Consider the following 14092-nt stretch of genomic DNA (forward strand, 5'->3'; position numbering starts at 1 on the left):
TCCTTAATTAAGGCTTTTGGCCTTGTAATACTAACTGGACCTTAATGGGTAAGCAAAAATGCCCTAAGATCCAGTTATTAAGACCATTTTAAACTACGAATGTTCCACTTCAATCCAGTCTTTTTCGTCTACCCAGTTTTGGCTGCCTTTATTCACACTGCGAATTGGCACTAGGTAATCACAACTTATCTGTGGCTTCACCGACGCAAAAATAGGCACGAACCCAAAACTTAAGGCAGTCTCTATAATTGCTTTTTGGTTCTGCGGGTCAATATCAGCCGCTTCATCAATATAAATAGGTATACGGTACAACGCTTGCTCTTGATCAGAAAGCAGGTAGCGGATAAACAACATACCGCACAGTAACTTAATGGTGATACGCGTACCGTTTGAACCGGCAGAGTCAATTTTATCGAAGTGCTCGGTTTCACCAGCGCGGTTGACGACTTCAAAGCGGATGTCAAATAAATCGGTTAGTGTCAGGCCTGCTTTTTCACTTGCCAGCTTAATAATGTGATCTTTTGCTTCATTTACCGCATTTTCGTCCGCTTTGGCTTCACTGAGCAAATCAAAGCTTTCACCTTGCTCGTAGACTTCTGAGGTACTGATAATAGTATCAATACTGTCAACCAGCATCTTGCGAGGGATCACATTTATCTTAAACGCTTTTAGGTTTGAAATACGGTGTTGACTGATCCCACGGTTGAAACTGTTCATTTCACGGCGTAAGCGATCTAAGTCTTCTCGTAAGCCTTTAATTGTTGCCGCAACCTCTGTAAGTGCAACACGTGCTTGACGCTCTACCGCATCGCGCTCGTTATCAATATTGTGATAGGCGCTGATCAACTTAGCGTATTTTGTCGACTCATCTGTTTCGTTATCAAACTTTGTAATGCCCGCATTGTAAATGTGCAAATAGGTGTTGCGCACATTTACATCAAGGTTTCTCAGCTCTTGGCAGTCTTTATTAAACTGATGCACGATTTCCGAGAGGTTATCAAAGTCAATTTTAACATCGATAGGGTAAGGGGTTTGCTTACCCTCATAAATCGCCAATGTATGGTCGATACGTTCAGACTTAACTTGCTTTAAACGATCGCTTTGTCTCAGGATGAGATCTTGTTTGCTCTTGATGATCGAGCGACGATCTGAAATAGATCCCGCATTGCGTTGCACATCTTGTAAATAGTCATCAACTTGCTCGCGCTCAGCCGTTAATTGGTCTTTAAGCGCAAGCTGTGCTTCAGCTGATTGCTGCATAGTTTGGAATTGCTCAAAGCGCTTGAGTGCTTCTTCGGTTGCCATCAGCTCCTGATATAGCGCATCGCGTTCTTGCTGCTTATCGGCGACGTTTGCAGCAACTTCTCTTTGTTGTTTAAGCTCTGTGAGCGAGCGCTGCAGGGCTTCAAGCTGGGCTTGTAGCTGTGCTTTATTCTCTCCACTTTGCATTTGCACAGGCGCTAGTTTTTTCAGCTTAATGCTGACACCAGGTAGTTTAAGTTCACCGCCTTTTACAGCGTTTGATAGAAGCGCTAAGAAGTCTGCAAATGCGTCTTCATTTTCAATTGTGACTTCACCCTGTGAAGTGGTGGCAAAAGAGAGCAGATCAGGATTTAAAATTCGTGAGATCTCTTCAACTTCTTTTAAAGAGAGATCCTCACGCATACGCGTAAATAAATTAAATTCTAAGTTTTTAAGCTGAAGCTTTAAGCTCTTGATTTGCTTTTGCGTTTCACCAATTCGGTAGTCAAGTGTATGTAAGCTTTGACCTTGCGCACTGTTAATTGAGAACGACAGTTGCTCATACTCTTTTTTCAACAGTGTTAGGTTGGTTTTCAAAGTGGCGTGATTGGTCAGCTCAAACTCTGATTTAAGGGCTTGGTAGTCTGTAAACCACTGCTCAATTTGTGTTTGTTTACGCTCTATATCACGAGATTGCTGAACATACAGCTGCTGTTTTTGCTCAAAATCACGCTTTTCTTGTTCGATGTTTTCAAGCTGTTCGTTAAGCTCATCGATCTGTGTCGTTTGATATTCATCAAAGGCGATAATGGCTTGGTCAATCTTAGGCGCATAAGCAGCTAATTTGCCTTTAATGGTTGCTTCACTTTCGATCATCTGCTCAAGTGCAGCAATGGGCTCTTGCATTGACTCTAGTGCATTGAGCTCTCGTTTTGAGCGGTTAACCTTGTCAAACGCGCGGCGCCATACTTCATAAAAGTCAACCTTCGAATTTGACATATGACGTTCAAAAACACGTAGCATAAAGCGTTTAACATCATGAGCACCAAGCTTGTGCAAATTTAAGATACGTCTAAAGATCTCTTTATAGATCGCGGCATCTTGCACATTGTTGAGTGGGATCATTTTAAGGTTAATGTCGCCGTCGTAAGGCGTCGCACCACCAGTTAACAATGCGTTTAATTCGGCAGCTTTAAGCTCAATGGGCTTGAAACCTTTTTCACCAAGGTGATTAAATAACTTGGTGTATTTGATGATGCTTTTGCCTTCAGTAAAGTCATCAAGGTTTAATTTGCCGTTGTAGCAAAAAAACTGATGCGCATAGCCTGCAATTTTACCGAGGCCTGCGACACCAATCACGACGTCGCCATGAGGGAGGTTTGCTTCGAGTAAAATATAAGATTGATCACTAGAGAAGTAGAATTTTCTGGTTTCTTCTAAGTCGTGACCATCCCATTCAGTCAAACGTAAGTCATTGACTAATGGGAATTGTAGCGCATTGATAACAGAGCTTTTACCCGTGTTGTTTGGCGCACAGATAGATGCACTTTTATCTAATGGGATAACACACTTGGCGTAGCCTGCCGTGTTTAAAAGCGCCAGTTTGCTTAGTCCATATAATTCGCTCATACTTCTTCCTCTAGCGCTTCAAAGTTATCTTCATTGACTTCCATCAAGGCGTCGATATATCTATAAACCGGTGCTAACAATACAAAACCACGCTCGGTTTCTTTACAAAGCCCTAATCTCAACATCCTTAAAAAGACATCTTTTCTTAAATCTGATCCTGAGAAGATCTCTAATTGATCAAATAAGTGTTTGTTAAGTTGGATGAGTGTTTGCATTAGTTCTAAATCGATTTGCTCATCAAACAGCGCACGCAAAGGATCTTTGCCTTGGTTTGCGTAATACTCGATGAGGATAAACACCGTTAGTGCAATGGCGCGGCTGATTTTGCCCATATTAGGTGTGCTTTCGTCACTGGCAAGATAATAAAAGCCGCGAGCATCATGCTGAAGATCGTGACCAAGTGCCGCAAATAGCGCTTGGTAAGCTTCAATGTGCTGATCAAGTTCTTGCCAAAGCGTCGTGTCTTGTTCACTAATGTGGTAACCACCAGCAAGCTTTTTATTGATAGCTTGCAACTGGGATAAGTCGTTTAGATTAATTTGTGTCATGGTGTTGTACTTATTGCTTTACTTTTTCAGCGTCAGACTCAGTGTGCTCTGAAGCGCTAAATGGATACAATTTAATTTTGGTATTTGCCAGCTGCATAGACTCTTGAGAGTCAGACTGCGTGACCGAGAGCTCAGGGTCGCTGATAAGCTTTTGGTATAAAAACAGCATTTCATCAGCTTCAAGCTTCGGATAGCTATCACTTAAGAAACCAAGTAGGGCGGTGCGCTTTTTACCGCTGCTGGCAAATGATTTTCTAACATCCTGATAGTCAGGGATATTAGGGCTTTGATATGCCGGTACATCGTCGTGATCAGGGAGCTGATATTCTTCATGCTCAAACTCTGCAAGACTTGCCATATAAGCAACCATATGGCGTTTTTGACCAAGGTTAAAGCGCTGTATATCAGACACAAAATCGGGTTGTACAGGACTTAGCATACGATCAACGCCATTTTTACGAATAAGCCCCAATACTTTGGCTGCCTGACGTGTGATTAAGGTATTACGTCTAAGCTCTTCACGCAGTGGCATGAGCATATCTGCACTTTTTCCTAAGCTTTCACGACCGATTAAATGCATGTCTAGAATGCGTGTTCTTAATTGCTCTAACATACGTTTGTCGTGCGCACCGCGTCCAAGCTGCTCAATTTGGCTTATTTGCTCACTTATTTGTAATTCAATTTGGCTAAAACAGGCTTGGAATGGTCCGTGAATGTCGACCATTTCAAGCATCGGCTCAATGTATTCGTCAAAGGCTTCAATGACAGCTTGATAACGTCGTTTTAGTGATAAATTACTGTGATCAGACTTTGCTTGCTCAACCAAGTTGAGGATCGCGCTTTCGTTGTGTTGATATAGCTTTACAATTTTTCTGACGCGTTCGTCCATTATACGACTGAATCGTCTCAACTCACTGTGGTCACCTTCATTGCCTGCTTGAGAAAGGCGCTCGCCTAAACGTTGCAAATCTTTCACTAGTACAGTGATTTCTTCAGCCAATCCCAAGTGCTCTTCTTGTAATAAAAAGCTTGCAAAATCAGCGACTGCACGATTGATCTCAAGTTGAGAAGACTTAGCTAATGGAATAATAATTTCTTGATTTAATAATCTATTTGTCTCTTTATAAACCCGTTCACTTGACCAGTTTGGGTTTTTTAGTTTTATTAAGTTTTGTACATCTTTTATACTGAAATCGGACATTTTAAAGCGTTTAAATAACAGCTCTAAAACACTCCAGTGCTCATTTAATGTATTAAGAACTTTTTTAGCTGGGATCATAACTTTCCAGTTTGTATCATTTTTGTGACATCACTAGTTCACTAATTTGTCATAAAGTGTAATTAGCGATAGCAGTCACTTGCCCATAGTGTTAGACTCCGCGCCGATTTACATCGCCCTTTACAAAAATTACATTTTATTACAGGTTGTTTACGCGTATGGTCACTTCCATAATCCTAACCCTAATAGCGCTAGCTTTTGTGCTTATCGTTATAGAGGATATTATCCATGTAAACAAGGCCAAAACGACGCTTTTTTTTGGCACTTTATGTTGGATTATCGCTTTTATATCTCCAATTCATGGTGAAAGCTCAGAAACTATACAACATCAGCTCGATCACAACATTTTAGAAATCGCGACCTTATGGCTATTTTTAATGGCTGCGATGACCTTTGTTGCTTATTTAAACTCCAAAGGTTTTATTCAGAATATTGTACACAGGATCATGCCTGCGCAAATCAGCGAGAGAAAGTTAATGTTTCTTGTCGGTGCATTTGCCTTTGTTTTTTCTTCGATTTCGGACAATATTACCGCGACTTTAATTTCACTCGCGGTTGTCATGTCATTGAAGTTGGATGCTAAAAAGCTTGTTAAGTATGCCACATTAATCATATTTAGCGTAAATTCTGGCGGTGTCTCTTTAATCACAGGCGATGTAACGACCTTAATGATATTTTTGGCTGGTAAAGTCACCATTCCTGACTTGCTGTTGTTGGTGTTGCCAGCGATTGTGAGTGTATTTGCACTGGCAGCTATGTTGTCCATTGGTATGAATGAGCAGCTTCACTTTGCAAGGCAAGAAGTCAGAAGAATAGAAAAAACTGATATCACCATTGCTGTGATTTTCATGTCGACTGTACTCGCTACCTTATTTTTAAGTGTGCAATATCAAGTACCACCCATGCTTACATTTTTGTTTGGCTTGTCATTTATGTTTTTAGTCGCGCAGTTTCTTATGCGTAAAAAGGACGTCAACAAGAAGATTATTGATTACATACGAGAGATAGAGTACGACACATTACTGTTTTTTGTCGGTGTACTTTTGTTGGTGGGCGCGCTTAAAGAAGTTGGCGTATTGAGTATGTTTACTGAGTTATATCAATATTTGGCACCAGAATATGCGAATTATCTAGTTGGGCTGTTGAGCGCGGCGGTCGATAATGTGCCACTTACGGCAGCTTTACTTAAAGCGCAGATTGAAATGACACCTCAGCAATGGCTAACCTTTACGTATGCAACTGGGGTTGGTGGCTCGATGCTTATTATTGGTTCAGCTGCGGGGATCATCGCAATGAGTAAAGTTAAAGCGCTGACGTTCATGAGTTATTTAAAGATGGTGTTATATCTTCTTGTCGCTTATTCCATTGGTTATGCGGGTTCATTTTATATGGGACAGTTTATCTAAATATACTTTTTGATGTCTAGGTACAAAATTACTTGACACCTAGACGTCTAAAAGATAGTTTTTAAAAGCCTGCTCCAGTAGCAGGCTTTTATTTTGCTATTGTTCAGCTTAGAACACGCAAAATAGACAGAAGAGGTGCGATGCTTAGGTAGCTTGTTTGAGGACACGACATCCAACGACAGCAAGTGAGGGAAGTATTCGCCGAGGAAAGTCATTGGTCGTCACAATAACTTTTCGGTTTACGGGGTTGAATCCCCGGAACTGTCACCGATTATTGGTGGAGAGCTTCTGGCAGTGGTTTTTCAATGTATTTCAATATCCTCTTGCCAATGAGTTCTCCTTATTTTTTGACAGCACCGATGTTGTCACAAGGAGATAAAATGAATTCCCAGTATGTAGTTGCTAAGTTTGGTGGTACCAGTGTTGCCGACTTCACAGCGATGCATCGTTGCGCGCAAATCATAAATGATGACCCAAATGTTCGAGTAGTCGTAGTGAGTGCCAGTGCAGGCGTAACTAATCACTTAGTTGAATTGGTGCAACAAAAAGCAGATGAAACTCAGCGACAATCACTCGTTGATGCTGTGATGCAAATTCAGCAACGTATATTGGAGCACGTAACGCTCGATGCGGATTTGCAGTCTGGTTTTGATGACACATATAAAGAGTTTAAAGAGATAGCGCTTCTGCCTGCATTAAGCACACAGCAATGCGATGAAGTATTGAGTTTTGGTGAGCGCTTTTCATCATTTATCTTTACTCAAGTGCTGAGAACCTTAGGTGTCAGCTCGGTTCGCTTTGATGTAAGAGAGGTATTGAAAACAGATAGTAATTTCTCTAAAGCGACGCCCGATGTTTTGGCAACAGCGATTGCTGCCTCAGAACACTTGCAGCCACTGCTTGAGGAGCAGGTAGTCGTCACACAAGGTTTCATCGGCAGCGATAAATATGGGCAAACGACGACACTTGGTCGCGGTGGATCTGATTACAGTGCTGCGCTTATTGCAGAAGCAATCAATGCACAAAGTGTACATATATGGACTGATGTAGTTGGCATATTTAGTACAGATCCTAGGTTATGCAGTAAAGCAAAACCAATTGCTAGGTTAAGCTTTGACGAAGCTGCTGAAATGGCGACTTTCGGTGCAAAAGTGTTGCACCCAGCAACGATTCTACCTGCAAGCCGTAAAGGTATTTCGGTATTTGTGGGTTCGAGTAAAGCACCAGAGCAGGGTGGAACTTGGATTGAAAAAGAAACACAATCCCAATCTGGCATAAGAGCTGTTACACAGCGCAAAAATCAAATTTTATTGACCTTGAAGAGCCCTGAAATGTTGTTAGCTAGTGGCTTTTTGGCAAAAATATTCACCATACTCAGTAATTATAATATCTCTGTTGACCTTGTCACAACTTCTGAAATCAGTGTTGCCCTCACTTTGGACAATGCGCCAAATGCTTCTCGACCTGAGCTTGAACAAGCATGCCTTGATGAATTGGGCGAATTTTGTCATGTGTCAGTTGAAAACAACCTAACGCTTGTTGCCATGATTGGTTCTGAGATTCAGTTAAAAGGTGGAGATGACTGCTTGGTTGATGTGTTATCTGAGTTTGATATTCGTTTAATTTGCCATGGTGCAAGTCGACATAACCTGTGCTTTTTAGTAGAGCAATCAAGTTCTGATGCGGTTGTACAGGCAATTCATCAGAAGTTGCTCGAAGCAGCTTAATCATTTTACGATTGCAGGGGCTAGTTATATTCTCTATGTCCCTTCGGAACTCTTCCTAAGAAGAAATAATTCTATAACAAAAATTAATGATAAAGTTGCAATAAAAGGCGTATGGTGACAAGCTTAGATAAGAGGAGAATAAAACACTAAGGGTTACTTATGCAGTATCAAGATATCTATGAATTTTGGTTTGTGACTTGCTCTGAGCAAGACTGGTGGCAGAAATCAACGACATTTGATCAAAAAGTGAAAAGCCAATTTTCAATCCTCCATAAGATGGCACATAGCGGAGAGCTTGAAAAGTGGCGTGAAACACCTGTTGGCTCTTTGTGCGAGATAATTGTGTTAGATCAGTTCCCAAGAAATATGTACCGAGATACACCGCAAGCCTTTGCAAGTGACGCGCTAGCACTAAGCCTATCACAGCAAGCGATTGAAAAAGGGTTTGATAAAGCATTAAATGATACTGAGGTTGGTTTTTTATACATGCCGTTTATGCATAGCGAAAGTGCCGTGATCCATCGTCAGGCAGAGGTGCTGTTCAGAGACTTACCTGGATATGAATTCGAGTTAGCACATAAAAAGATCATCGATCGCTTTGGTCGTTACCCTCATAGAAATGACATTCTGGGCCGCGTATCAACAGATGAAGAGCTAGAATTTTTGCAACAGCCAGGCTCAAGCTTTTAACTGTTGCTATTAATTCATCAATAAACCGTATAAGTTCCTGTAAGAGGGTTCTTGTACTCGCATTTTTCGCTCGAAAAGGTATAATCGCTGGCCAAAACAATAATTATATTTGTGTTCAATTATGGCTCAGGTACGTGATGGTTTTCAAAGCCGACTTGGTTTTGTTCTAGCGGCGGCAGGTGCTGCTGTTGGTTTAGGTAATATTTGGGGTTTTCCTACGCAAGCTGCTAATCATGGCGGTGGTGCTTTTTTACTCGCATATTTTATCGTTATCTTTTTGTTGGCTTTACCAGCTTTGTACACTGAGCTTTACCTCGGTCATCAAGCGCAAGCTAATCCAGTAAAAGCATTAAAGCAAGCGTGGCAAGAAAAACAGCCGAGTGTCGGGGCTGCTGCCGGTTATATTGGTTTGGCTGGCGCGATTGTGATGCTGAGTTTCTATTCAATAGTGGCCGGGTGGATGCTCGCCCATTCCATTGAGCCCGTTACATCCTTATTAGGTATGGATGCTGCGAGTCAGTTTCTGACAGGGGACTCTACACATAGAAACTTTATCTTCACGCCTTTGATGTTGCTGCTAACAGCCGCAATTATTTTGAAAGGGGTGAAGTCAGGTATTGAGACATGGTCACGTCGCTTAATGCCACTTTTATTGTTATTACTATGCTGTTTGATAGCTTACATGGCAACACTTGAAGGTGCATCAGACGGATTCAGGGCATACTTAGTTCCTGACTTTAGTAAAATTACAGACCCAGATTTGATTATTGCAGCAATGGGCCAAGCGTTCTTCTCTTTATCGCTCGGTGTTGGCTGTATGATGATTTACGGCTCATATTTAAAACCAAATGAAAACCTACCAAAACTGACTTTCAGCGTTGCTATGCTAGATACTGGAGTGGCATTTTTAGCTGGTTTGTTGATTATTCCTGCTATTTTTGTTGCGCAGCAAAATGGCGTAGAAGTGTTTCAAGATGGCAAGCTCGCTGGGGAAGGGCGACTCATTTTTGCAATTCTACCTGAACTTTTCTCGAGCATGGGACAAATTGGTATTTGGGTTGGCTTAACATTCTTTGTATTAATGTCAATTGCTTCTCTTACTTCAACGATTTCATCCACAGAAATCCCGGTGTCTTTCTTAGTTGAAAATCACGGCATGGAGCGAAAAAGTGCAACTTGGGTAGTGACGCTGGTGATACTGGTGTGTTCTAGTCTCATTATAATGAACTTTGATTGGCTGTTTGGCTTGGTTATCTCAGTATTTACTCGCTATCAGTTACCGCTAATGGGATTATTCTATTTTGTTACTGTAGGCTGGATGTGGAAACGTGGAAATAAGCTGATTGAGAACGCCTCAGGTATGCATTATTGGTTTGCGCAATACTTACGTTTTATCTGTCCAATTTTAATGACAGCTGTATTCGTAAATGTTGTGGTAAATAAATAAACTGGTTTTAAAAGAAAAAGCGCAGCTCGGCTGCGCTTTTTTTTTGCCCTGTTTTAGACAATGTTTGGTGTATGGGTTTTATTTTTGAGTGCGTATAAGTTTTTAACTGTTGTTAAGGCAATTTCGGTTAGCGCTTCTTGAGTAAAAAAGCCTTGATGGCCGGTGATTAAGACGTTAGGAAACCCACTAAGTCTGACAAAAGTATCATCTTGAATGATTTCTTCACTCCGGTCTTTGAAAAAAAGCTCTGACTCTTGTTCGTACACATCAAGACCTAAATAACCAATCTTTTTTGATTTAAGTGCTGTGATACAGGCTTGTGTGTCAATCAATGCACCGCGACTGGTATTGATGAGCATTACACCGGGTTTCATTTTACCAAAGGCTATTTCATCGATTAAATGATGTGTAGCTTCAGTTAATGGGCAGTGTAGTGAAATGATATCGCTTTGTTCTAACAACATATCTAACGAGACTTGTGTGTATGAGCCTTCACCGATATTTGGATCATACACAAGCGTGTGTGCACCAAAGCCATTTAAAATTGAGACGAGTGATTGACCTATTTTGCCGCAGCCAATGAGTCCAACCGTTTTATTATGGATGTTAAACCCTAATAAGCCATTAAGATCAAAGTTTTCCTCTCGTACGCGGTTATAGGCTTTGTGGGTTTTTCTCGCCAGTGTCAAGATAAGTGCCATGCAGTGTTCCGCGACGGCTTCCGGGCTATATGAGGGGACTCTTACAACCTGTATGCCAAGTGCATGTGCCGCCTCGATATCAACGTTGTTGTAGCCTGCACACCTTAAAGCAACAAACTTGATACCAAGCTCGGCTAAATCACCTAGCACGCAGGCATTGAGATCATCATTAACGAATACACAAACAGCATCATACCCAGATGCCAAAAAAACGGTTGCGCGCGTCAAACTGTGTTCGATGTGCTCTATCTCTATGCCATTGAACTTTGAGATAGCATCTGAAAAAAAAGCGTGTTCATACTTTTGCGAACTGAAAAGTGCTACTTTCATCTTGTAACTGACCCTCAATGATTTGCTTCAAGGACTCTGGCTTGGTGCGAGGTGCATAGCGTGATAATAGCTCACCATCTGTACCAATTAAAAACTTTGTGTAGTTCCACTTTATCGCACGATTTTGCGCAATACCACGAGTATGTGACTTAAGGTAATTAAATAGTGGATGGGCATCAGGTCCATTGACTAAGGTTTTTTCAGCAATGTTAAAGCTTAAGTTAAAGTGTGATTGATAAAACTCTTTAAGCATTTCATTCTCTAACGGTTCATTCTTGCCGAATTGATTACATGGGAATGCGATGATCTCTAGCCCTTTTTTGTTATATTTACGATACATTTTTTCAAGGGCAGTTAGCTGTGGTGTAAAGCTGCATTTGCTGGCGATGTTGACTAAAATAACAGGCCTGCCTTTTAACGACTTTAACGAAAGCGTTTCACCTGTGAGTAATTTGACACTGTATCTGTAAATATTTTCCATGCTGCAAGGTTCCGTGCATATAACAAGTTCTATTAATGATCTTCATGTGGAGTTTGTATATGTTCCACAGACTGCTTTTGAGGTGAAATCCCCTCCATTGTTCAAGCATAGCAGTCATTTTGGTCAATTTTATGTCAAGTTGGTTTAAATTTAACGCAATGTACACATTTGGGTAGAAGTGTGGAGAAAGGTGTTGATAGAGCAAAGAAGGGTGTCACGAGTGTGACACCGAAAACCTTGATTAAACTAGGCGCTTGAGCAAACTCGAAGTGTCCCAGCGGTTGCCTCCCATTTTTTGCACATCAGCGTAAAATTGATCAACCAATGCAGTTAGGGGCAGGGTAGAGCCGTTCTTTTTGGCTTCATCAAGGGCGATAGACAAGTCTTTGCGCATCCAATCAACGGCAAAACCATGCTCATAGTGATCGTCCAACATGCTTTTATGGCGGTTTTCCATCTGCCAACTACCTGCTGCGCCTTTAGAAATTACTTCAACGACTGCTTCGCAATCGATATTTGCATTTTGACCAAACTGGAGTGCTTCTGCGAGGCCCTGAACAACGCCTGCAATACAAATTTGGTTCATCATTTTGGCTATCTGACCAGATCCGACAGTGCCAAGTAATTTGGAAAAACGTGCGTAAGCAGCCATTACAGGCTCAATATGTGTGTAAGTATCGAGGTCGCCACCACACATGATGGTTAGTTGGCCGTTTACCGCACCAGCTTCACCGCCAGAAACAGGTGCGTCAATAAAGCCAATATGCTTATTATGACAAACAGAATTTAATTCTCTTGCGACATCAGCTGAGGCTGTTGTATGGTCAACTAAATAGGTATGCGCTTTCATGCTTTGCAGTACACCGTTACTACCAGTGGTCACCTCACGCAGGTCATCGTCATTTCCGACACAAATAAAAACAATATCTGCGTCTGCTGCAGCGAGTGCAGGCGTTAAGGCTAGTTGTCCTGAATAGGTTTCTACCCATGACTCTGCTTTGCTGGTGGTTCTGTTATAAACAGTGACATTGTGTCCCTGTTCAGCTAGATGTCCAGCCATTGGAAAACCCATTACACCTAGGCCGATAAAAGCAACATTTTTTTTATTTGAAGTCATAATTTACAATCCAGTTGTGTCGTTTGACTCGATTGTAACTGAAGTAGAAGTGTTATGGATGAATATTTTGCATGAAGGTGTGAATTAAGCGCGCTTGTCATTTGAATGGATAGTGTAGAGTAGTGCTGTAAATCATTCTACTCTACACTGACTTGGATTATGCTTTAGAAGTACTTAAGTTTTCTTCAAGTTCCTTGGCTGCATTTGGGTCGTTGAAAACAGATTGGTCCAATTCACCTTCAGATTTTGCAACTACACAAGTTACCATACAGTCACCAGTTACATTCACAGCTGTGCGCGTCATATCTAGTAATCTGTCTACACCCATGATGATCGCTATGCCTTCAACAGGCAAGCCTACTTGATTTAGTACCATCGCCAGCATGATCAAACCAACACCTGGAACACCCGCTGTACCAACGGACGCTAACGTCGCTGTTAAAATAACCATTAGGTAGTCGCTCAAAGTTAAGTCAACGGCAAATACTTGTGCAATAAATACGGTTGCAACGCCTTGCATAATGGCTGTGCCATCCATATTAATAGTAGCGCCTAGCGGGACAGTGAAAGACGCAACAGTGTTATTTGCACCGAGCTTTTTAGTCGCTGTTTCTAGCGTTACAGGCATAGTTGCACTAGAGCTTGAAGTACTGAACGCGAACATACACGCATCTTTCATTTTCTTTAGGAAGGTAACAGGGTTTAAGCCGGTAAGCGTTTTAAGTAAAATCGTGTAGTTGACCAGTGCATGGAAGAATAGGGCTGCAACCACAACTAGGAAGTATTTACCGAGTTCAACAATTAAGCCCATCTGGATATCAGTAAATAGTTTCGCCATCAAACAAAATACACCATATGGCGCTAAATTCATCAGTAAGGTAACAAGTTTAAGGATCACTGTGTTTAGATCATCAAATACAGCTGCAACGCGTTTACCTGGCTCGCCACTGAGCGCCATTGCAATACCAAACAGTAATGCAAAAACGATGACCTGCAGCATATTGCCGTTTGCCATTGCATCTATTGGGTTAGTCGGAAACATACCGATAATGACTTGAGCAAGCGTTGGGGCTTCTTTTGCATCAAAACTGCTTGTGGTTGGCATATCTATGCCTGCACCCGGACTTACAAGTAACGCCAGAGAAATCGCAACAGTGATAGCGATAGCCGTCGTCGTCAAATATAGCAGTATTGATTTTCCGCCCAAACGCCCTAGCTTTTTGGGGTCGCTTAGACTACAGGTGCCGCACACTAGAGATATGAAGACTAGCGGCACCACCAGCATTTTTAAACTGGCAATGAATATTTGCCCACCAACATGGAATAAACCATCGACGAAAAACCCTCTTACAGGAAATTCTGCAAACCCTAATGGGATTAAAAACTCTGGCTCACCTGCAAGGATTTGCTGCAGAATTACACCGACACCAATACCCGCGATCATGGCAATCATGATGCGTGTTGTCAGGCTAAATTTATTATTATCAGTCATTGT

The 14092-nt window shown here is 41.6% G+C and carries 11 protein-coding genes and 1 riboswitch; of the genes, 4 read left to right on the top strand and 7 right to left on the bottom strand.

Annotation, left to right across the window (positions count from 1 at the left end):
• Positions 1-93: 93 nt before the first annotated feature.
• The 3 genes from N477_RS08220 to N477_RS08230 are packed head-to-tail and all read right to left on the bottom strand — an operon-like array spanning position 94 to position 4698.
• A complete protein-coding gene (locus tag N477_RS08220; protein WP_063360833.1) occupies positions 94-2871 on the bottom strand; it encodes a hypothetical protein in 2778 nt (925 codons plus the stop codon).
• Positions 2868-3419, bottom strand: a complete 552-nt coding sequence (locus N477_RS08225; RefSeq protein ID WP_063360832.1) for a condensin complex protein MksE — start codon at positions 3417-3419, stop codon at positions 2868-2870. Before N477_RS08225 ends, N477_RS08220 begins: the two co-directional genes overlap by 4 nt.
• A gap of 10 nt (positions 3420-3429) precedes the next feature.
• On the bottom strand, positions 3430-4698 hold the full coding sequence (locus tag N477_RS08230) for a hypothetical protein (protein ID WP_063360831.1): 1269 nt from the start codon (positions 4696-4698) through the stop codon (positions 3430-3432).
• A 158-nt stretch (positions 4699-4856) separates the two neighbouring features.
• Here N477_RS08230 and nhaD point away from each other — a divergent pair, with 158 nt between their 5' ends.
• The 4 genes from nhaD (at position 4857) to N477_RS08250 (ending at position 9968) form a co-directional block, all read left to right on the top strand.
• Complete coding sequence (gene nhaD, locus N477_RS08235; protein WP_063360830.1) at positions 4857-6104, top strand: sodium:proton antiporter NhaD; 1248 nt, start codon at positions 4857-4859, stop codon at positions 6102-6104.
• Positions 6105-6226: 122 nt separating this feature from the next.
• Positions 6227-6400, top strand: a riboswitch (Lysine riboswitch).
• Positions 6401-6484: 84 nt separating this feature from the next.
• Entirely contained in the window at positions 6485-7831 is a 1347-nt protein-coding gene (gene lysC / locus N477_RS08240) for a lysine-sensitive aspartokinase 3 (protein ID WP_063360829.1), read from the top strand.
• A gap of 159 nt (positions 7832-7990) precedes the next feature.
• Complete coding sequence (locus tag N477_RS08245; protein WP_063360828.1) at positions 7991-8521, top strand: DUF924 family protein; 531 nt, start codon at positions 7991-7993, stop codon at positions 8519-8521.
• Between the two features lie 121 nt (positions 8522-8642).
• Positions 8643-9968, top strand: a complete 1326-nt coding sequence (locus tag N477_RS08250; protein ID WP_063360827.1) for a sodium-dependent transporter — start codon at positions 8643-8645, stop codon at positions 9966-9968.
• A 53-nt stretch (positions 9969-10021) separates the two neighbouring features.
• Here the strand turns inward: N477_RS08250 and N477_RS08255 are convergent, their stop codons facing one another.
• From N477_RS08255 to N477_RS08270, 4 genes are all read right to left on the bottom strand, one after another.
• On the bottom strand, positions 10022-10999 hold the full coding sequence (locus N477_RS08255) for a 2-hydroxyacid dehydrogenase (RefSeq protein WP_063360826.1): 978 nt from the start codon (positions 10997-10999) through the stop codon (positions 10022-10024).
• On the bottom strand, positions 10965-11480 hold the full coding sequence (locus N477_RS08260; RefSeq protein ID WP_063360825.1) for a glutathione peroxidase: 516 nt from the start codon (positions 11478-11480) through the stop codon (positions 10965-10967). The genes N477_RS08255 and N477_RS08260 overlap by 35 nt, the downstream gene beginning before the upstream one ends.
• A 241-nt stretch (positions 11481-11721) precedes the next feature.
• The gene (locus N477_RS08265; RefSeq protein ID WP_063360824.1) at positions 11722-12597 is read right to left on the bottom strand and encodes an NAD(P)-dependent oxidoreductase; all 876 of its coding nucleotides are present in this window, start codon (positions 12595-12597) and stop codon (positions 11722-11724) included.
• A 157-nt stretch (positions 12598-12754) separates the two neighbouring features.
• Positions 12755-14089, bottom strand: coding sequence for a dicarboxylate/amino acid:cation symporter (locus tag N477_RS08270; protein WP_063360823.1), 1335 nt, complete (start codon positions 14087-14089; stop codon positions 12755-12757).
• Positions 14090-14092: the final 3 nt, after the last annotated feature.

It is taken from the genome of Pseudoalteromonas luteoviolacea H33-S (assembly GCF_001625695.1).
Classification (GTDB): Bacteria; Pseudomonadota; Gammaproteobacteria; order Enterobacterales; family Alteromonadaceae; genus Pseudoalteromonas; species Pseudoalteromonas luteoviolacea_B.

Coding starts and splice junctions, on each gene's coding strand:
- N477_RS08220 (WP_063360833.1), bottom strand. CDS start 2,871: ATGAGCGAATTATATGGACTAAGCAAACTGGCGCTTTTAAACACGGCA.
- N477_RS08225 (WP_063360832.1), bottom strand. CDS start 3,419: ATGACACAAATTAATCTAAACGACTTATCCCAGTTGCAAGCTATCAAT.
- N477_RS08230 (WP_063360831.1), bottom strand. CDS start 4,698: ATGATCCCAGCTAAAAAAGTTCTTAATACATTAAATGAGCACTGGAGT.
- nhaD (WP_063360830.1), top strand. CDS start 4,857: ATGGTCACTTCCATAATCCTAACCCTAATAGCGCTAGCTTTTGTGCTT.
- lysC (WP_063360829.1), top strand. CDS start 6,485: ATGAATTCCCAGTATGTAGTTGCTAAGTTTGGTGGTACCAGTGTTGCC.
- N477_RS08245 (WP_063360828.1), top strand. CDS start 7,991: ATGCAGTATCAAGATATCTATGAATTTTGGTTTGTGACTTGCTCTGAG.
- N477_RS08250 (WP_063360827.1), top strand. CDS start 8,643: ATGGCTCAGGTACGTGATGGTTTTCAAAGCCGACTTGGTTTTGTTCTA.
- N477_RS08255 (WP_063360826.1), bottom strand. CDS start 10,999: ATGAAAGTAGCACTTTTCAGTTCGCAAAAGTATGAACACGCTTTTTTT.
- N477_RS08260 (WP_063360825.1), bottom strand. CDS start 11,480: ATGGAAAATATTTACAGATACAGTGTCAAATTACTCACAGGTGAAACG.
- N477_RS08265 (WP_063360824.1), bottom strand. CDS start 12,597: ATGACTTCAAATAAAAAAAATGTTGCTTTTATCGGCCTAGGTGTAATG.
- N477_RS08270 (WP_063360823.1), bottom strand. CDS start 14,089: ATGACTGATAATAATAAATTTAGCCTGACAACACGCATCATGATTGCC.